The organism is Chitinophaga sp. RCC_12, from assembly GCF_041360695.1.
Classification (GTDB): Bacteria; Bacteroidota; Bacteroidia; order Chitinophagales; family Chitinophagaceae; genus Chitinophaga.
In genome coordinates, this window is record NZ_JBFUPS010000014.1 from 111,790 (window position 1) to 131,908 (window position 20,119).

The 20,119-nt window shown below is 46.7% G+C and carries 18 protein-coding genes; 7 read left to right on the top strand and 11 right to left on the bottom strand.

Annotated features, from left to right (window positions below):
- The first annotated feature begins 14 nt into the window (after positions 1-14).
- Positions 15-284 carry a hypothetical protein gene (locus tag AB6805_RS30095; RefSeq protein WP_370913145.1) on the top strand — a complete coding sequence of 90 codons (270 nt, stop codon included), beginning with the start codon at positions 15-17 and terminating at the stop codon, positions 282-284.
- 212 nt (positions 285-496) lie between these two features.
- Here the strand turns inward: AB6805_RS30095 and AB6805_RS30100 are convergent, their stop codons facing one another.
- Positions 497-1,234 carry a hypothetical protein gene (locus AB6805_RS30100; protein WP_370913146.1) on the bottom strand — a complete coding sequence of 246 codons (738 nt, stop codon included), beginning with the start codon at positions 1,232-1,234 and terminating at the stop codon, positions 497-499.
- 251 nt (positions 1,235-1,485) lie between these two features.
- On the opposite strand from AB6805_RS30100, the gene AB6805_RS30105 reads away from it, so the two are divergent.
- The 3 genes from AB6805_RS30105 to AB6805_RS30115 all read left to right on the top strand — a co-directional run bounded on the left by AB6805_RS30105 (position 1,486) and on the right by AB6805_RS30115 (position 6,495).
- Positions 1,486-2,028: an RNA polymerase sigma-70 factor gene (locus AB6805_RS30105; protein ID WP_370913147.1), complete on the top strand. Its 543-nt coding sequence runs from the start codon at positions 1,486-1,488 to the stop codon at positions 2,026-2,028.
- Between the two features lie 72 nt (positions 2,029-2,100).
- Complete coding sequence (locus tag AB6805_RS30110) at positions 2,101-3,087, top strand: FecR family protein (RefSeq protein ID WP_370913148.1); 987 nt, start codon at positions 2,101-2,103, stop codon at positions 3,085-3,087.
- Positions 3,088-3,108: 21 nt separating this feature from the next.
- The gene (locus tag AB6805_RS30115; protein WP_370913149.1) at positions 3,109-6,495 is read left to right on the top strand and encodes a SusC/RagA family TonB-linked outer membrane protein; all 3,387 of its coding nucleotides are present in this window, start codon (positions 3,109-3,111) and stop codon (positions 6,493-6,495) included.
- 30 nt (positions 6,496-6,525) lie between these two features.
- Here AB6805_RS30115 and AB6805_RS30120 read toward each other — a convergent pair whose 3' ends face one another.
- The 3 genes from AB6805_RS30120 to pyrR are packed head-to-tail and all read right to left on the bottom strand — an operon-like array spanning position 6,526 to position 8,640.
- On the bottom strand, positions 6,526-7,107 hold the full coding sequence (locus AB6805_RS30120) for a hypothetical protein (protein ID WP_370913150.1): 582 nt from the start codon (positions 7,105-7,107) through the stop codon (positions 6,526-6,528).
- 21 nt (positions 7,108-7,128) lie between these two features.
- Positions 7,129-8,058: an aspartate carbamoyltransferase catalytic subunit gene (locus AB6805_RS30125; protein ID WP_370913151.1), complete on the bottom strand. Its 930-nt coding sequence runs from the start codon at positions 8,056-8,058 to the stop codon at positions 7,129-7,131.
- Between the two features lie 51 nt (positions 8,059-8,109).
- On the bottom strand, positions 8,110-8,640 hold the full coding sequence (gene pyrR / locus AB6805_RS30130; RefSeq protein WP_079471968.1) for a bifunctional pyr operon transcriptional regulator/uracil phosphoribosyltransferase PyrR: 531 nt from the start codon (positions 8,638-8,640) through the stop codon (positions 8,110-8,112).
- Between the two features lie 203 nt (positions 8,641-8,843).
- Here pyrR and AB6805_RS30135 point away from each other — a divergent pair, with 203 nt between their 5' ends.
- The gene (locus AB6805_RS30135; RefSeq protein ID WP_370913152.1) at positions 8,844-9,362 is read left to right on the top strand and encodes a peroxiredoxin; all 519 of its coding nucleotides are present in this window, start codon (positions 8,844-8,846) and stop codon (positions 9,360-9,362) included.
- Between the two features lies 1 nt (position 9,363).
- Here the strand turns inward: AB6805_RS30135 and AB6805_RS30140 are convergent, their stop codons facing one another.
- From AB6805_RS30140 to prfB, 3 genes are all read right to left on the bottom strand, one after another.
- Positions 9,364-9,738: a hypothetical protein gene (locus AB6805_RS30140; RefSeq protein WP_370913153.1), complete on the bottom strand. Its 375-nt coding sequence runs from the start codon at positions 9,736-9,738 to the stop codon at positions 9,364-9,366.
- Between the two features lie 86 nt (positions 9,739-9,824).
- Positions 9,825-11,456, bottom strand: a complete 1,632-nt coding sequence (gene pruA, locus AB6805_RS30145; RefSeq protein WP_370913154.1) for an L-glutamate gamma-semialdehyde dehydrogenase — start codon at positions 11,454-11,456, stop codon at positions 9,825-9,827.
- Between the two features lie 149 nt (positions 11,457-11,605).
- Positions 11,606-12,701, bottom strand: a protein-coding gene (gene prfB / locus AB6805_RS30150) for a peptide chain release factor 2 (RefSeq protein ID WP_143313671.1) whose coding sequence is annotated in 2 segments (ribosomal slippage) — positions 11,606-12,640 and positions 12,642-12,701 — 1,095 coding nt in all. Because the reading frame shifts where the segments join, the coding sequence is not laid out codon by codon here.
- Positions 12,702-12,838: 137 nt separating this feature from the next.
- Here prfB and AB6805_RS30155 point away from each other — a divergent pair.
- Together AB6805_RS30155 and pgi are read left to right on the top strand one after the other, a co-directional pair.
- A complete protein-coding gene (locus AB6805_RS30155; protein ID WP_370913155.1) occupies positions 12,839-13,642 on the top strand; it encodes a hypothetical protein in 804 nt (267 codons plus the stop codon).
- A 44-nt stretch (positions 13,643-13,686) separates the two neighbouring features.
- A complete protein-coding gene (gene pgi, locus AB6805_RS30160) occupies positions 13,687-15,342 on the top strand; it encodes a glucose-6-phosphate isomerase (protein ID WP_370913156.1) in 1,656 nt (551 codons plus the stop codon).
- A 298-nt stretch (positions 15,343-15,640) separates the two neighbouring features.
- On the opposite strand, the gene AB6805_RS30165 is transcribed toward pgi, so the two are convergent.
- The 4 genes from AB6805_RS30165 to AB6805_RS30180 form a co-directional block, all read right to left on the bottom strand.
- Positions 15,641-16,084 (bottom strand): DUF3276 family protein, encoded by a 444-nt coding sequence (locus tag AB6805_RS30165; protein ID WP_370913157.1) that lies wholly within the window; start codon positions 16,082-16,084, stop codon positions 15,641-15,643.
- A 157-nt stretch (positions 16,085-16,241) separates the two neighbouring features.
- Positions 16,242-18,038, bottom strand: coding sequence for an ABC transporter ATP-binding protein (locus tag AB6805_RS30170; protein WP_370913158.1), 1,797 nt, complete (start codon positions 18,036-18,038; stop codon positions 16,242-16,244).
- A 251-nt stretch (positions 18,039-18,289) separates the two neighbouring features.
- Entirely contained in the window at positions 18,290-18,868 is a 579-nt protein-coding gene (locus AB6805_RS30175) for an LpqN/LpqT family lipoprotein (protein WP_370913159.1), read from the bottom strand.
- Positions 18,869-18,921: 53 nt separating this feature from the next.
- A complete protein-coding gene (locus AB6805_RS30180) occupies positions 18,922-19,851 on the bottom strand; it encodes a phosphoribosylaminoimidazolesuccinocarboxamide synthase (protein WP_370913160.1) in 930 nt (309 codons plus the stop codon).
- Positions 19,852-20,119: the final 268 nt, after the last annotated feature.

The window sequence follows — 20,119 nt, forward strand, 5'->3', positions numbered from 1 at the left end:
AAACATTACATTATATGCAATCTTCTTCAGCCATCTTTGTTTTTAACCAAAACCCGTTTCGCCTTTCCGAAGAAGAATACGATTCTCCGGAAATGGTGTTGAAAAACTACTTCGAGCTATTTGGCCCGGGCGAAACCAACGATATCCTTGCTTCTGTACAAACTGAAGCCCTTACCAATCCTGGCAGTCCCTATATCGTGAGTGAGCGAATGAAGGTGCTGTCCTGCTTTACAGAGCTATACCGGCTAATAGAGGCCGCGTTTGTCATCTCCCAGAAAAAATAAAAGACCACCTGCAGCTAACCCAACAATACTATCCCCAAAACAAATCCCAAAATCCAAAAGTAAAAATCAGTCAAATCAGCGTAATCCTGAGAAAGACAAAATCCGCGCATAAAAAAAAGAGGGACCGTAAGAGGCCCCCCTGCATCAAACCAAAATGGGTTTTCCATCATGGACTGATTTTGTGTTGTTGGTTGCTATTTCATTATTAAAGACTATTGTTCTAATTTGATTTCGCCCAGGTCGGTAGCTTTACCGTCTTCTACTTTTACATCTTTAACTACGGCATTTTTGTAAGGGCTTTTACCGAGAATAGTAATAGTGTAAGATCCGGCTTTAGCAGCGGGGATAGTGAATGCACCCTGTGAAATAGCGCCTTTCAGCTTATCTGTACCATTGTCTGCTTCTACTTCTGTAGCACTGTCAGCCGGAGTAATTTTACCAGTGATAGAACCACCTTCTACTACTAATACTTTCAGGGAATCTTTACCCTGTAAAGAATCTACTTTCTGTAAAGAGTCGATTCCGGTTAAAGAATCTACCTGTAAAGAGTCCATTCCGCTCAGGGAATCAACCTGCAATGAATCCATTCTGCTCAGGGAATCTACCTGTAAAGAATCCATTCCGCTCAGGGAATCCACCTGTAAGGAGTCCATTCTCTGCAATGAGTCTATTCCGCTCAGGGAATCAACTTTCTGGAGAGAATCGATTCCCATCAGAGAATCTACTGTCATTAAGGAATCAAATCCTTTTAAAGAGTCCAGGCGCTGTAATGAATCAACACTGAAAACTTTTACTGAATCGAGGCTAACAAGGGAATCTGTTGCAATTGAATCCACCATTGCGGCAGTGCTGTCTACAGATTTTACTGCTTTTACATCAGCACTTTTGAAAGCAGACATTCCGATTACCATTGTTGCTAAAGCGAGCGTTCCTACAATTGATTTTTTCATGGCATCAATTTTTTGTATGGTTAATATTTATGATGATTATCCCCGGTCCGGATGAATGTGCATGGTTTTTGTTATATGCCCTCATCGTTGGCTACCGTATATAAACAATACATCCGACAATTCACTTACCATTAGTCAAAGAAATGTTAAAGTGAAAAAAAGAATTATGAATCAGTATACTGGCTGCTTTCGTAATTAGTAATTTTAAAAATTATCTTCGCACTACGGAAACAAGACAAAAGATCAAAAGCATGTTGCAATTGAGTAACGACGAAATAGTAAAAGGCATCCGGAGCAGAAACAAAGATGTATTCGAAGCTGTTTTTAAACAGTTCGCCCCTTCTATGTATAATATAGCGGTCCGGTATGTAAAAGATGAAGATGACGCGAACGATATGGTACAGGATGTTTTCCTCAACTTGTGGAAAGGTGCGGAAAACCTGGATGAGAGGGCCCCGGTTAATCATTATCTCGCAAGAGCGACCGTTAACACCTGTTTAAACCGCATAAAAAAAGAACAACGGAAAGAAGTATACGCCAAGGAACAAATGCAAACTGCCAGTCCTTCGGAAAATAATCATTCCCTGCTGGAACATAAGGAGCTGGAAGCCAAATACCGCTCTGCACTGGAGAAATTACCGGAACAATGCCGCCGTGTTTTTGAAATGAGCCGCCTGAAAGGCTTGTCGCCAGCCGAAATCGCTGAACAACTGAATATCTCTATCAATACAGTATACGCCCATTTGACCACAGCTTTAAAACGATTGCGGGTAGACCTTATTAATAAGTCGTAGGATACACCTGAAATTTTTTTTATTATCGCTTAATGGTATAACGTTCCCTGGTTGTATTACTAATAAGAAGCCATGAATAATCAAACAGACATAGATATAGTGATCCGTTACCTGGAAGATCCGGACAATGAGCAGCACAAAATGCAGCTCAACGAATGGATTCAACAGGATGCTGGTAACCTGGACATCTTCCTGGATATGAAAGGCATGTGGCACGGCGATCCGCTTCCTGCTGCCTCTGCTTTCGATACCCAGGGACAATGGCAGGCACTGGATACCATGCTGGATAAGGTTCCCGCAGTCACTGCCGCGCTTCCTGCACAAGAGAAAAACACCCGTGTGATCAGGATGAACCGCAGGTACTGGTGGGCTGCCGCTGCTGTGCTGCTGATAGCCGGCACATGGACCTGGCTCGGCCCCGGCGGATATAAAACCTATGCCACCGCACAGCAACAGGATAGTTTGCGCCTGCCGGACGGCTCTATGATGTACCTCAACGCACATACACAGGTACGCTATGCCCGTGGATTTGGAAAAGATAACAGACAGGTTAAAATAGATAAAGGAGAAGCCTTTTTTGATGTTACCAAAAACGATGCCCTCCCCTTCATTGTAAATGCCCCCGAAGTAGAAGTACAGGTACTCGGTACTGCCTTCAACGTGAAAGCCGCCAACAGTGGCGTTAAAGTATTCGTGCAGTCAGGGAAGGTAAGCGCCGCCTACAAAGGCAAAGAGAAAAAGGTGATCCTTACCCCTGGTGTGGAAGCCTCTCTGAAGCATAATGGCAGCGAAATAGATACCCGTATCCATAAAAAGAACAACAATATTCTGGCCTGGAAAACCCGGACCTTGACTTTTGACGATACCCCGCTCACAGAAGTGGCGGACGCCCTCGAAGACTTTTATAATGTAGAGATCAAAATCAGCAATCAACAACTGGCTGATAAGAAACTGCTGGCTACCTTCCCCAACATGTCGCTGGATGAGGTACTGGACATTATGAGAAAAACCCTTCAAATTAACATTTCGCATAAAAACGACCTGGTAGACATCTACTAATGCGCGCCTGACCTTTTATTTATGCAGCAATTATTGCTACAGGCGCGTATCTCCAATTCCAGGTTTGGACGCGTGCCTGATTTTATTTTCGTTGTTATCCTGGTATTGGCCAATGCTGTAGCTATGGCCCAAAATCCTAATGCCCCTCCAAGAAAAGTTTCCCTTCAATTTACCAATGCCAGCCTTAAAACCGTGATCCGGGAAATAGAAAAACAAACAAAGTATACCTTTGCTATTTCTTCCGGAGAACTGGAAACCCGCCAGGGCGTTAGCTTACACGTACACAACAGCCCTCTACTGGAAGTATTGCCGAAGATCTTCCCTCCTGCCAAATATAAAGTAGAGATAAAAGACGGCCAGATTATCGTTATCCCGCTCAACGCCACTGCAGCAGATCTCACACCTCCTCCCAGCACCAGCTCCAATCCTGATAAATGGACCCTTACCGGCGCCGTTTCCGACGGTATGCAGCCTTTAAGCGGTGTGTCTATCAGGGAAAAAGGCACCACTAACGGTACCGCCACTACGGAAAATGGTACTTTCAAAGTGGACCTGGCCAATGGACAAGCCATCATCCAGGTGTCCCTTATCGGGTTTGAAACCAAAGAAATTGCCGTGAGGGAAAGAAGGAATATATCGGTGTTGCTGCAACCTGATCTGCGGAAGCTCAACGAGCTGGTAGTATTGGGTTATGGCCTGCAGAAACGCGCTAACATCACCGGCGCCATTGCGCAGGTGGATGGCGTACGGCTCAGAAGCCGCCCGGTGGCCAACGTGATGGCCGCCTTACAGGGTACTGCCACCGGCCTGGTGGTAACCCGCAGCAACGGACAGCCCGGCCGCGAAGGATTTAATATACAGGTGCGGGGAGTAGGCTCTTCTTCCGGTAGTAATACCCCTGTGGTCATCGATGGTGTGCCCGGCTCCCTGGCCGTCATCAACCCGGACGACATAGAATCCGTATCCATCCTGAAAGACGCAGCTGCCGCCTCTATTTACGGCGCACGCGGCGCAGGCGGCGTGGTGCTGGTAACTACCCGCACCGGGAAACCCGGTAAGCTGAAAGTGGATTTCAACACCCTCGGCGGATTTGAAACACCCATCCGGTTGCCCAACCGGCTGCCCTCCTGGCAATCGGCTGCCATGCAAAACACCGCCGCGGAAAATGCTGGTCAAACCGCCCCCTGGGACCCCATGGAGATAGATTTAATGAAAACGGGGAACCACTATGCGATCGACTATCAAAACCCTGACTTCTACAAATACTATTATAACTACAATCCTTTGCCGGTGCTTACCAAAAGCAGAACCGGCATTGAAAACTATAACCTGTCGGTAAAAGGCGGCGATAGCTCCAACCAGTTCTCTGCATCGCTGGGCTACTTCGGGCGGCAGGGGCTATTTGCCGTTGGCCCGGACCGTACCCACCGTGTGAACGCCCGGGTGAACCTGAACAACCGCTTTAATAAGCACTTCAGCCTTGAAACGAGGTTGTCGTACGCCCAAACCAATACCTTCTCCCCTTCCCAACCCGTAGAAGGCCCCAATGGCTTGCTGGCAGGCATTTTCCGGGGACCGGGTAATGCGCCGGTGTATGTGCCCAATACCAGCAACTATGCTTATGGCGGCGCACCGGGGTACGCTGTTTTAGAAGATGGCGGGGAACGCGATGAAAAAAATAATTATATCGATGCGGTATTTACCCTGCGGGCCGACAGTCTAGCAAAGGGGCTTACGCTCCGGCTTATTTACAGTCCGCAAAAGCACACCCTGCAGGACGATATGGGCCGCAATACCATCGCCTTATGGAACCGGGTGGATACCGCCACATTGATACAGCCGCATAATATGCTGCAGAAAAGCAAGCTGGAAGCAAAAGGCGGCAACCTGCAACTGCTGGCCGACTACGATATCAAAGAAGATAAAAATAACATTCACCTGCTCGGCGGCGCCACACAGGAAACATACAATACCACGCAAAACACGGCGGCATCTTACGATATCAGCCAGGCTGAAATCAATTCCAATCACTTTAATAACGTGCCCGCATATACGCAGTTACTGGGGGCCAGCGGTTCTTTACTCTCGATCTTCGGAAAGATCAGTTACAACCATGACAACCGCTACCTGCTGGAAGCAAACCTCATAGCGTCGCGCCTATCACAGTACAGCACCTCTTTTGTTGGCGGCGAACAGTGGCAGGCATTCCCGTCGTTTTCCGCCGGATGGCGCCTGAATAACGAAACATGGTTTAACCGCGCGTTGCCGTTTTTCAATGAGTTCAAACTGAGGTGGTCATGGGGCAGATTGGGGAATATCAACAGCTGGAACAGTATTCCTAACGACGAACGGTTGCAGACTTTCAGCTTTAATCCCCGGCCGCATTTTCCGCCTTTTGTTTACAAGAACCCCATCATCCAGGCACAGGGATGGGAAAACATTGCTACCAATAATTACGGCTGGGATGCTACCTTGTTCAGGGGCCGGTTGACCATTGCAGCAGATTATTTTATTAAGCATAATCGCGACATGCAGATCCCGGTACTGACGGCCTCCACAGACGGGGCCTGGCCATTGGATTTTCACCGTGGTGAAATGAAATCCTGGGGCTGGGAAATCAACCTGGGCTGGAGAGACGACCGGGGACCCTTTACCTGGTATATTAACGGGAATCTCTTTTACAACCGCAATAAAGTACTGAAAAATGATAATGTGGCGCCACAGGCCGGCTGGAACCAGGGCATTGCAGGATATCCTTACTCTTCCCTGTTTGGCTATGAGTCTGATGGCTACTTCCAATCGGCCGGTGAAGTGACGCAGCATGCCTTCCAGCACGAAAATACCGGTCCGGGCGACCTTCGCTACAAAGATATCAACGGCGATAACAAAATAGACAATGCCGACCTGGTATACCTGGGCAGCACCGATCCGCAGTTCTCCTACGGGATCGACGCGGGCTTTGCCTGGAAAGGATTTGATGTCTCTGTTTTCTTCCAGGGAGTGGCCAGACGTAAGGTGATGCCTGATCCGCGCTATAATCTTCCTTTTACCGGCAACTGGCAGCAGCCCTGGGACATTAACCAGGATTACTGGACACCGGAAAACCCCAATGCGTTGTTTCCGCGGCTGTATCTGAACGACCAGCAGAATACCGCCCCATCCTCCCACTGGGCAATGAATGGCGCCTATATCCGGTTGAAAAACCTGCAGGTAGGTTATACCCTGCCGCCGAACTGGCTGAAGAAAATATGGATCACTAATCTGCGTATTTATTTCTCCGGACAGGATCTGTGGGAAACTACTAAAATGAAGATTAAATATTATGATCCGGAACAGGCGGGAGGTTATAACGGAAACGTATATCCGTTTTTCAGATCATATACTTTGGGGCTGACGGTTGGCTTCTGATCCGGCCTTATGCGCTGCCATTAAAACCGGCTAGTGTGCAATCCGGTAGCGGCTCAGCACCTGGGGCGCTATTTTCAAATCAGGGCGAAAGCGCATGATACCTTTTACAAAATGCGTCAGCAGGTCATTCCCATTGGGTACCAGGAAAATTCTAAACTCCACGGCCTGCACCTGCACCGCTCCGGAGTCGTTTTTGACAAAAACATACAAGCCCGGATTCGTTTCGTCGTACCCCCCATCGGTCCAAAGCACATCGTATGGATCGCCACTGCTATTTGCACTCAACGCCTCATAACATAACGACAGTGCAGGCACACCTTCACTGTATTGGTGCAGCCCTTCCCTGTCCACCCGGGCTCGCGTATATCTGGGTTTCCCGGATCTATAAGAGGCGACTGCCATCCATATCAAACCACATAAAACCGGCGCTGCTATGCCTATCGTAAGCATCCGGATGCCTGTTTCTTTTATCCAAAAGGATAACACGACGCCCGCCAGCAATGCGGCCAGTATCAATGCAAAAAAGGTTAGCAGGCATACTTTCAGCACAACGGTTAGCCGCCTTGCGGATATGGAATTCAACGGAGGAAAATCGTCTTCATTGGGCAACATAGCAGGTGGTAAGTGTGTTTACTACTCCGTTTTCTTTCCTGCGAGCAGGTACAATGCCGCCATACGTATAGCCACACCGTTTTCCACCTGTTCGAGGATGATGGACTGACCAGAGTCTGCCACATCAGAATTTATTTCCACCCCGCGGTTAATGGGTCCGGGGTGCATGATTATAATTTCTTTATTTAAACTATCGAGCAATTGGCGGTTTACGCCGTATGCGAGGGAATATTCGCGGAGGGAAGAAAACAGCGGGGTGTTTTGTCTTTCCAGCTGAATACGCAACACATTGGCTACATCGCACCATTGCAGGGCTTCGCGGATATTGTAGCTCACATTTACGCCGAGTGCCGCTGCCATGTATTTCGGGATCAGTGTGGGCGGGCCTACCACTGTTACTTCTGCGCCCAGTTTTTTGAGGCAGTAGATATTGGAGAGGGCTACCCTGGAGTGCATGATATCGCCACAGATGGCTACCTTCTTGCCTTCCACGCTACCGAGCCTTTCCCGGATGGAGAAGGCATCCAGCAATGCCTGGGTGGGATGTTCATTGATGCCGTCGCCCGCATTGAGGATGGGCACGTTGATATGCTTTGCCAGGAAATGCGGCGCACCGCTGGCAGAGTGGCGCATCACCACCATATCCACTTTCATGGATAAGATGTTGTTCACCGTATCTATCAGCGTTTCCCCTTTGGATACGGAAGATCCGGAGGCAGAAAAGTTAACCGTATCTGCACCCAGGCGCTTTTCCGCTAGCTCAAAAGAGATGCGTGTGCGGGTAGAGTTCTCAAAAAATAAATTTACAATTGTTGTATCGCGAAGCGTAGGAACCTTTTTAATAGGCCTTTGTAAAACCTCCTTAAACTGGTCGGCTGTTTGAAAAATAAGCTCTATATCCTGGCGCTGCAGATCGCGAATTCCGAGTAAGTGTTTTACAGAAAGTGACATTAATGTGCAAATATAAAGGGTGAAATCTGAATTCTGAAATCCGGATTCATTTTAGTCAATCAGAACTACTTCGTCTTTACCATCTCTTTCGTTCCACAACACCCTTACTTTCTGGGAAATGAGGGCATCAATGGTACGTCCGGTATAGTCGGGCTGAATAGGCAACTGCCTGCTGAAGCGACGGTCGATCAGCGTGAGCAGCTCTACAGCCGCGGGCCGGCCAAAGTCCAGCATTGCATCCAGCGCCGAACGGATTGTACGGCCGGTATACAACACATCATCTATCAACACTACCTTTTTATTTTCTATGGAAAAATCAATATTCGTTTCGTTGGGTACATGCAGGGTTTTACTCTGGTTAAAATCGTCCCGGTAAAAAGTAATATCCAGCTTACCGTAATCGATACGCGCTCCAGGTACTAACTTCAGCAAGGTTTGATGAATCCTTCCGGATAAATAAATCCCCCGGGGCTGCAATCCAATCAGCACGGTTTGCTCAAACTGTAAGTTATTTTCTATCAACTGATGACAAAGCCTGTCTATCGTAATAGCCATTTGCTTGCCGTTTAGGATGGTTTTCAAAACACAACGTTTTAGGGGCCAAAAATAATGATTAAATGCTACAGATAAAAAGCTGAATATTAGAAAAGATTGATAAACAAGGGAATCTTTTCTAAAACAGGGCTGTTTTAAAACAAGCTTGCTGCCTTATAGTTACACAAAAAAATCAATATGACCCGTTGCTCCCCTACTCTTCGTACTTTAGCAGTATCAATAAACTGGGTATGAAACTTTTAAAGATCATTTTAGCTATGACCGCCTTTCTGCAATTATGGGGATGTAAGTCCCAGGGACAATTAAAAACAGGGGATAAAATTCCGGCCTTTTCGCTACAGGACCAGAATGGAAAAACTTTTGATATCAATACCGTATTAGGCAAACAGCCATTGGTCATTTACTTCTATCCGAAAGATGAAACCAGTGTATGCACCAAAGAAGCATGTTCATTCCGTGATTCGTACCAGGACTTTCAGAAATACGGCGCACTGGTAATCGGCATCAGTGCTGATAACGTGGCTTCGCATCGCAGCTTTGCCACGCATCATAATCTCCCTTTCACCCTGCTCAGTGATCCGAAAAATGAAGTACGCAAATTATTTGGTGTGCCTAAAACCTTTGTGATACCGGGTCGTGTGACGTATATAGTGGATAAGAACGGCGTGATTGTGCATGAATTTAATTCACTGCGCGATGGAGAGAAGCATGTGACAGAGTCGCTGGCGGCGTTGCAGAAGTTGCAGTAAACTACAACCTCCTCATATCCTTAAACGTAGAAATCTCTTCTTTAAGTGCAAACAGCTGCATGCCCCATATGATCCCAAGCACCAACGCAAAAGCTACCAGCGCCAGGGACAAAGATACCTGCATAAAGCTGCCTTCTTCGCGGTTGGTAAGGGTAATAACGCGGATAAGGGCAATGAGGCCCACGCCAAAGAAGATAGCCGCTTTAGTTCCTTTTTTGCGCAGTTGTTTCTTAAAATACTCATCAAAAGCGCCGGCAGCAGCGATACTGGCTTCAGGCTGCGGCGTTCCGTCGGCGAGCAGTAATTGTTCGAGGTCTGCTACGCGGTAATGCTCATGAGGTGCTGAGAAGTATTTCTGTAAGATATCTGCCTGCATAATTCCTGGATACTGAATGAGGGTGCAAGGTACAAAAAAGGCGATGGATATAGATCCACCGCCCGTATATAAATCATGAACATTTACTAAGCTTCTTTCAGGAACGGGTACCGGTAATCGGTAGCCGGTACAAAAGTTTCTTTGATGCTCCTGGCGCTTAACCAGCGATAGAGGTTCAGCATAGAGCCGGCTTTATCGTTGGTACCGGAAGCGCGGGCGCCGCCAAATGGCTGCTGTCCAACTACTGCGCCGGTTGGCTTGTCGTTGATGTAGAAGTTACCGGCGCTGTTTACCAGGGTGCGGGTAGCCAGTTCCACCGCATAACGGTCCTGCGCAATAATGGCGCCGGTTAAAGCATACTCGGAGGTACTGTCTACCACCTGCATGATTTCTTCAAATTTCTCTGCGTCATATACGTGGATCGTTAATACAGGTCCGAAAATTTCCTCACACATGGTGATGTATTTCGGATCGGTAGTTTCTATAACGGTAGGCTCGATAAAGTAACCTTCAGCTTTGTTGTAATTACCGCCGGCAATGATCTTTACCGCCGGATCTTTCTTTGCATTGTCGATGTATTGCGCGATCTTATCAAAAGAGCGTTCATCGATCACTGCGTTGATGAAATTGCTGAAATCTTCGGTGCTGCCCATTTTCATGGTTTTCAGCTCCGCAACTAATTTTGATTTTATATCGTCAGCAAGATTGCTTGGTATGTATGCACGGGAGGCGGCAGAACATTTCTGTCCCTGGTATTCAAAAGCGCCGCGGGCCAAAGCGGTAACGGCGATGTCCACATCCGCTGATTTGTGGATCAGCACGAAGTCTTTACCACCTGTTTCACCAACGATGCGCGGGTAAGTTTTGTATTTGTGAATGTTTTCGCCGATGGTTTTCCACATGGTCTGGAATACGCCGGTGGAGCCGGTGAAGTGAATACCTGCGAAGTGAGGATCTGCGAAGCAAACGTCGCCGACAACGGGACCGTTGGCATACACGAGGTTGATAACACCATCGGGCAGGCCTGCTTCGATCAGTACCTTCATGATCACCTGTGCGGCAAACACCTGTGTATTGGCGGGTTTCCATACGACTACGTTACCGCACATAGCGGCAGACGTGGGCAGGTTACCGGCAATAGCGGTGAAGTTGAAAGGTGTAACGGCCAGTACAAATCCTTCCAGCGGGCGGTATTCTACCCTGTTATGGATACCGGGGGCGCAAACCGGCTGCTGGCGGTATATTTCGCTCAGGAAGTGTACGTTGTAGCGGAGGAAGTCGATCAGTTCACATGCGCTGTCAATTTCAGCCTGGTAAGGATTCTTACTCTGGCCCAGCATGGTAGCGGCATTGATGTGATAGCGGTATTTGGTGGCCAGGAGTTCGGCAGCGCGCAGGAAGATGCCGGCGCGTTGTTCCCAGTCCATATTGGCCCATTTTTCACGTGCCTCCAGCGCTGCTGCGATGGCGGTTTTCACATGAGAAGCATCGCCCATATGGAAGTGACCTAATTTGTGTTTGATTTCGTGGGGAGGGCGCAGATCAACGGTGTTTCCGGTGCGGATTTCTTTACCACCGATATACATGGGTATATCTGCTACTTCGCTTTTGAAGGCGGCTAATTGTTTCTTTAATGCAATTCTCTCAGCAGAACCGGGTGCATAAGACAACACAGGCTCATTAGCAGGCGCTGCGTACTCAAAGTATCCTGTATTCATTGTATCCTAATTTTTATATTTGTTTATTTGATCATTTGTGAACCGGGGCCCACAAACAATCAAATAAACAAATGACTACGAGTATTGTTTCCGCAGCAAAATTAAGTTATACAACGCCTACGCGCTTATTAATAATTAGTCGATACTTATTAATTATTGTCCTCTTCCTTCTGCATCATCAGGTATGCTTTCACAAACCCGTTCAGGTCGCCGTCCATTACAGGTCCTACGTTACCTACTTCAAAGTCGGTGCGGTGGTCTTTGATCATTTTATACGGATGGAATACGTATGACCTGATCTGTGATCCCCACTCAATTTTGCGTTTGTTGGCGTTGGCTGCATTTTTCAGTTCTTCCCTTTTGCGGATCTCTTCTTCATACAGGCGTGATTTCAGCATGGTGAGCGCTTTTTCGCGGTTCTCTCCCTGCGTGCGTGCCTGCTGGCATTCGATGATGATACCGGATGGGATGTGTTTCAAACGTACGGCTGTTTCCACCTTGTTTACGTTCTGTCCGCCCTTACCACCTGAACGGTAAAATTCCCATTCCAGGTCGGCCGGGTTTACAGCAATCTCGATAGTATTATCTACTAACGGATATACATATACGGAGGCGAAAGAAGTATGTCTGCGTGCATTGGAATCGAAAGGTGAAATACGGACGAGGCGGTGTACGCCGCTTTCCGCTTTCAGGTGGCCATATGCAAAGTCGCCATCAAATTCCAGTGTAGCGGATTTAATACCGGCGCCATCTCCATACTGCGTATCAATTTCTGATACTTTCCATCCCTGCTTTTCGCCATACATGCGGTACATGCGCAGCAGCATTTCGGCCCAATCCTGGCTTTCCGTGCCGCCTGCACCGGAGTTAATGGTTAATACTGCGGGCATTTCATCTTCCGGCTGGTTGAGGGTAGATTTAAATTCCAGGTCGTCCAGCGCTGCTACTGCAGCATTGTAGGCCTGTTCCACCTCTTCTTCCGTTGCTTCCCCTTCTTTGAAAAAATCGTTCAGTACTGCGCTGTCGTCAATAGCAGCGTTCACCTGATCGTAAAGGTCTACCCAATATTTGTTAACCTTTATTTCCTTCAGAATCGAAGTGGCTCTGACGTTGTCGTCCCAGAATCCGGGCGCCAGGCTTAGTTGTTTGTCGTTTTCTATTTTTGCTAATCGGTCAGGTACGTTAAAGAAAACCTCCCAGGACATATAAACGGTCCCTCATAGCTTTAAGTTGCTCAGCTGTCATAGCTGGCAAATGTATGGAAAAAATGGAGATATATACTAACGGCTTTCAAACTTTGTTGTGATTGTTTACTTTAGCATAATTTTTGTGTTGTAACACGGTAACCATGTCACTAATATTATAAAAAGCACCCATCCGTTATGGTGAGCCATGAAACCCTCCACTTTAAAAACCGGTCCATCTTCAACACGCTAGGTTTTATTATCATGATAGCCGCAAACGCGCTGGCAGTGCTGCTTCCCATCAACGGTAAAACCACCGCACAGATTTCGGAAGAATACCCTAACCTCTTTATACCGGCGGGAATTACGTTCTCTATATGGAGTGTTATCTATCTTTCTTTAACAGCATTTATCATATATCAATTATGGTTATCTTTCTCCAATAAACAACCGGCAACGCTGGCATATGTGATGCAGCGGATGAAAGACTGGTTTCTCATTTCCTGTGTGGCCAACGCCTGCTGGCTGTTTGCCTGGCATTATCACCTGATACCTGTGAGCGTGGCTATCATGGTGATCCTCCTGATTTCACTGGTCATCATACATCTCAACTTTGGTATCGGCATCGCTCCTGCTACGCTGACGGAGAAATTATTTATTCATATTCCTTTCAGCATCTACCTTGGATGGATTTCTATTGCCACCATCGCCAATATTACGGCGCTGCTGGTATACACCGGGTGGGAAGGCAACCGCCATTCCCAGGTGCTGTGGGCTATTGCCATGATTTGCGTGGGTACGCTGCTGAGTATGGCCATGGTGCTGCTTCGCAACAATATCACCTATGCCCTTGTTATTGTGTGGGCCTTCTATGGTATCCTGCTGAAAAGAAGGGCTGCCGACACCATGGATGAGAACCCCATCATCCATACCTGCATTATTGCCATTGGCGTGATTGCCATAACAATTTCCTGGCAATTGTACAGGAAACAGAAATCATGAATCTAAAAGATTATTTTTGATGCGCATTTAATATATACACGACTATGTTTCCATCTACCAATCCAACAACCACCAAATCGTGGGACGCCTTAAAGAAGCACGCTGAAGAAATGAAAAAGGTACATATGCGTGCCTTGTTTATGGAAAACAAAGAACGCTTCAGTGAGTTTTCCCTGAAATTTGAAGACATCCTTTTCGACTACTCCAAGAATATTATTACGGAAGATACCCGCAGCCTGTTATTAGGACTGGCAGCAGAATGCGGCGTACCGGATGCGATCAAAGCGATGTTTGGCGCAGAAAAAATAAACGTGACAGAAAACCGTGCTGTACTGCATACCGCTTTACGCAACACCTCAGATAAACCTGTTTTACTGGATGGCCGCGATGTGATGCCTGATGTAAAAGCAGTGCTGAACAAAATGGATCACATCTGCCGCCAGATACACTCCGGCGAATGGAAAGGATATACGGGTAAGCCTATACGTTACATCGTAAATATCGGTATCGGTGGTTCCGACCTCGGCCCGGTAATGGTTACAGAAGCGCTGAAACCCTACTGGAAACCTAACATACAAACCTATTTTGTATCTAACGTAGATGGCACGCACATCGCCGAAACCCTGAAAAAAGTTACACCGGACGAAACCCTGTTCCTCATCGCCTCCAAAACATTTACTACCCAGGAAACTATGACCAACGCCCACACTGCGCGCAACTGGTTCCTGGAACACGCGGAAGATGAGAAATTTGTAGCCAAACATTTTGCCGCTTTATCTACCAACGAAAAAGCAGTAACAGCCTTTGGTATCGATCCAAAAAATATGTTTGAATTCTGGGATTGGGTTGGCGGCCGCTATTCCCTGTGGTCCGCTATCGGCTTATGCATTGCACTCACCATCGGGTACGACAACTTCACCCAGTTACTCGATGGCGCACATGCGGTGGACAGGCACTTCGCCGACACGCCTCCGGAACAGAATATACCCATTATCATGGCGCTGATTGGCCTGTGGTATGGCAACTTCTTTGGCAGCGCCACAGAAGCTATATTGCCGTACGACCAGTACATGCACCGCTTTGCTGCTTACTTCCAGCAAGGTAACATGGAAAGCAATGGTAAATCAACCGATCGTACAGGCCACACCGTTAGTTACGAAACCGGCCCTATCGTTTGGGGCGAACCAGGCACCAATGGTCAACACGCCTTCTACCAGCTCATCCACCAGGGCACCCGCCTGATTCCCTGCGACTTTATCGCACCGGCTATCAGCCACAATCCCATCGGTGATCATCATGTGAAACTGTTGTCGAACTTCTTTGCACAAACAGAAGCGCTGATGAATGGTAAAACGGAAGCAGAAGTACGTGCTGAACTGGAGAAGTCCGGCGCTTCGGCAGAAGAAATGGCGAACATCCTGCCATCGAAAATTTTCCCTGGCAACCGCCCCACCAACTCCTTCCTGGTAAAGGAAATAACACCCCGCTCCCTGGGTTCACTGATCGCCCTCTACGAACACAAAATCTTTGTTCAGGGCGTGATCTGGAACATTTACAGCTTCGACCAATGGGGCGTGGAACTCGGTAAACAATTAGCCAGCAAAATATTACCCGAACTGGAAAACAACGACATCATACTTAACCACGATGCGAGCACCAATGGCCTGATCAACGCGTGGAAGCATATGCGCACGGCGTAATTGTTCGCCTCCGGCGAACGCGGATGTTGTCTTGGCTCAGGATTACGCTGATTTTACTGATTAACTGGATTTTGTTTCTTTTTGATTTTATAAAGGATTAAGGGAGATAGAAGCGAATATATCGCTTTTATCTCCCTTAATTATTAATCTAAAAATCCAAAAAAATCCAAAAGTAAAAATCCAGCTAATCAGTAAAATCAGCGTAATCCTGAGTAAGACAAAATCCGCGTAATAAAAAACCCCCGGAGAAATCCGGGGGTTGCCTATTATTTTTTGTAAAAATCTTTAAGTAAAAATCTTACCATTTGTCTACCTCGTCTGAGCTATGTGAAGCCGGGGCGGCTACTGACGCCTCAACAGGTACTTCTACCTCAACAGGGGCGGCTACTGAAGCGCTAACTTCAACTCCTTCTGTTTCTGTTTCGTCCTGTTCTTCCTGCACATAATCATGGTTGTAGGCATCAAAGTCGAAATCGGGCATCAACTCCGTTTTAACATAGTTGATGGTTTCGGTCAGTGCGTTCAGGAACTTGTTGAAGTCCTCCTTGTACAGGAATACTTTGTGCCTGTCATAACCGTTGTCATTAAAACGCTTCTTACTTTCTGTTATAGTAAGAAAATAGTCGTTTCCCCGAGTGGTCTTTACATCAAAGAAGTACGTTCTTCTTTTGCCCGCTTTCAATCGTTTAGAAAAGATGCTATCATTGTTTCTTTCCTGTTGATTGTTGTTTTCGTACGCCACAGTTGATAGATTTAAGTGTTAACGAATCAAATCCTGTTACAATAAGAGACAAATATACTATTGTTTTACAAATATCAAAATATTTTTAAATGATTTTGAAAAATCATAAAAGCCGCGTGTAACGGGCTGCGGCAGGGAATATACAAGCACGTGATTGCTACTCACTTACACTTTCTTCATCGCCGGATTGCTGACGCGCGTACAGCTCTGCGTAGTATCCATTCAATGATAATAAATCATTATGTGTTCCCTGCTCTACAATTTTTCCTTCATCGAGTACGATTATGCTATCGAACTCAAACAAGGCAAAGATCCGGTGAGTAATAATAATGGCTGTCTTATTTTTCAGATAGGCATACAGGTTACCTATAATCTCTTTTTCGGTACGGGCATCCACGGCAGAGAGGCAATCGTCGAAAATAAGGATATCGGGGTCCTTGATCAGCGCCCTCGCAATGGAGATCCGCTGTTTCTGGCCACCGCTCAGCGTTACGCCCCTCTCCCCGATGGCGGTATCAAAGCCTTCATTGAAACCCAGGATGTCTTTCTCCACGGAAGCCTGCCTGGCAGCGGTTTGCACCGCCTGGATACTGGCACTCGGGTCGCCAAAACGGATGTTATTGGCGATGCTATCGGAGAACAGGAACACATCCTGCGGCACATAACTGATCTGGCTACGCAAATCGGCCAGCCGCAGGTGACGGATATCCTGGTCGTCTACCATCACCTTTCCCTCCTGCGGATCGTACATCCGGATAAGCAGTTGTGCCAGCGTACTTTTGCCAGACCCCGTTCTGCCAATAACGGCCACCTTCTGCCCCGGTTTGATATGCAGGTTGAAATCGCTGATGGCGGTAATCCCCGTATGCGGATAAGTGAAAGTCACGTTTTCCAGCCGCACCCCTCCTTTCAGCTTCACCGTTTTCGCATCCGGTTCATCCTTCACCGTAGGCGCTATCTGTAAAAATTCGTTTATACGTTGCTGTGAGGCCGCAGCACGTTGTATCATGGACGCCACCATCCCGATAGAAAAGAACGGGAACATCAGCATGTTTACATAGATCACAAATTCCGCCAGGTTGCCTACGGTAATATTTCCCTTGATCACCTGGATACCACCTATGAAAATAGTGAGGATCACACTCAGCCCAATCATCAACGCCATAGTAGGCTGAAACAGGGCATCTGTTTTAGCCAGGCTGATTGAGCTGTCTTTATACGCTTCACTCGCTTCTTCAAAATGACGCGCGCTGGCATCTTCCTGGATATATGATTTTATTACGCGGATGCCGGAATAAGATTCCTGCGCAATGGAAGTAATATTGGATAACTGCGACTGGATCTTTTCACTTTTGCGGTGAATGATCCTGTTCACATAATAAATGGTTAAGGCAAGAAAAGGCAATGGCGACAAGGTATACAGCGTCAGCAAAGGATTCACCTCCAGCATCAGGTATACAATGATCACTATCAGGAATACCGTCCGCGAAGCGTACATGATAGCAGGACCTACGTACATACGTACCCGTGATACATCTTCTGTAATACGGCTCATCAGGTCGCCGGTACGATGCATCTTAAAAAAGTTAAGATCCAGCTTCTGATAATGCTGGTAAATTTCATTCTTCAGATCGTACTCGATATGACGGCTCATTACAATCAGCGTTTGCCGTTGCAGGAATAAAAAGAATCCGCTCAGCAATGCAAACAGCAGGATACTCACCCCGTAAAACGCCAGTACATGCGTGAAATCCGCCCGGAAGGCCACCTTCAGCGCAGTATTGTCCAGCAGCCGGTATTCGTCTATATTATGCGCCAGCAGGTCAAAGATCTGGCGTACCATGATAGGCTGGAAAACACTGAATACAATGGATATGGCGGTAAACAACAATCCCAGGATCAGCAGCCATTTATTGGTAAGAAAGTATTTATTAAGCGCGGCAAGGTGTTTCAACGGTCGTCAATTTGCAAACAAAAATAAGGCATTCGACGCGAATTTTGTCTTGGCTCAGGATTACGCTGATTATACTGATTACCTGGATTTTATTCTTTTGGATTTTATAAAGGATTAAGGGAGATAACAGCGGATATATTCGCTTTCATCTCCCTTACTTATTAATCTAAAAATCTAAAAAAATCCAAAAGTAAAAATCCAGGTAATCAGTATAATCAGCGTAATCCTGAGCCAAGACAAAATCCGCATATTTACTTTGCGGTAAAAGACCCCAGGATCTCCTCCAGCGCTGGTTCATATTTTGCCAGGTCGCCGGCGAGTGTGGTGAGGGTAATAGCGTAGGCGATATTATTTTTTACCAGGATGGTTACCTCTCCGTTGAGCAGGGTACCGCTTTCGCGGTGGGCATACTGGCATTTCATCCATTTGGCTTTTACGCCGGTCACGGTGCGTTCACCGGTATCGATCTTTTTATAATCCACGAAGAAACTTTCCATTTCTTTTTGGGTGCTTTCCATCACCTTATCCAGCGTAAATCCTTTCTTCAGTTCCTGCGTAACAATATTTACATTGGCCTGGAAGGTACTATCATCGGTTACCGGCGCCATCATAAACGTATATTCTATACGGCTCATCACGGTATCTATCTTCGTCCAGCCGGCGGGGGTATTTACAGTAAAGGTTCCTCGTCCGGCATTCATGCCCGGCGATTTTCCTGCGAGTTCCAGTACTTCCTCGCTGCTTAATTCTTTAGGGGATTTGGAGGCGTTGTTGCAGGCGACAAAGCTTAACAAACAAACTACCGCGGGGATCAATAATTGTAATTTCATCGTGCACAAAGGGATAAAAACCGCTCCGGCATTGCACCGGAGCGATCGAATGATTATAAACTTTTAAGTGCAGCTATTATCCTGGATTCTGCATCCGCAGCCGCTACTTCTTCTTTCACAAATTTCTGACCGGTAATGTTTTCAAACAGTTCAATGTAGCGCTCGCTTACGCTCGTTACAAATTCGTCTGTCATTTCCGGTACCTGCTGACCGTCTTTACCCTGGAAACCGTTTGCCATCAGCCACTCACGCACGAATTCCTTGCTGAGCTGTTTCTGCTGGGTGCCGTTCTTCTGGTTCTCTTCATAACCTTCCGCGTAGAAATAACGGGAAGAGTCAGGCGTATGAATTTCGTCGATTACATAAATGGTATCGCCGATCTTACCGAATTCATATTTTGTATCCACCAGGATCAGTCCGCGTTTGGCGGCCATTTCCTTACCTCTTTCAAATAAAGCGAGGGTGTACTTTTCGAGTTGCTCGTAGTCTTCCTTGCTTACCAGTCCCTGCGCAATGATCTCATCACGGGAAATATCCTCATCATGACCTTCATGTGCTTTGGTGGTTGGGGTGATGATGGGCGACGGGAAGAAGTCGTTTTCCTTCAGTCCTTCCGGCATGGTTACACCACACAATACACGCTCACCGGATTTGTAAGTTCTCCAGGCGTGACCGGTCAGATTACCGCGTACCACCATTTCCACCGGGAAAGTTTCACATTTCAGCCCGATAGTTACATTAGGTAGCGGAGAAGATTTTACCCAGTTAGGAACGATATCCTTGGTAGCTTCCAGCATAATGGCCGCAACCTGGTTCAGTACCTGTCCTTTGAAGGGGATCGGGCGTGGCAGTACCACATCAAATGCAGAGATGCGATCGCTTACTACCATTACCATCAGCCTGTCTTCAATGGTGTAAACATCGCGTACTTTTCCTTTGTAAAAGGCAGTTTGACCTGGTAATTTGAAACTTGACTCTAACATGAATAAAAAAATATTAATAATTAAAAATGAAACTCACTTTTACGAGATGCAAAAGTAATGAGGAATCAGGTGATTTATAACGATCATGTATTTTTTTTCTTAGCGTATTTTGTCTTTCTCACTGATTATGCTGATTATGCTGATTACTTTGATTTTACTTTTTGGATTTTATAAGGATTTTAATGGATTGGGAGATATTCGCGTATATCTCCCAAAATCATTTAAAATCCAAAGTGATCAAATCCCTAAATCAGTAAAATCAGCGTAA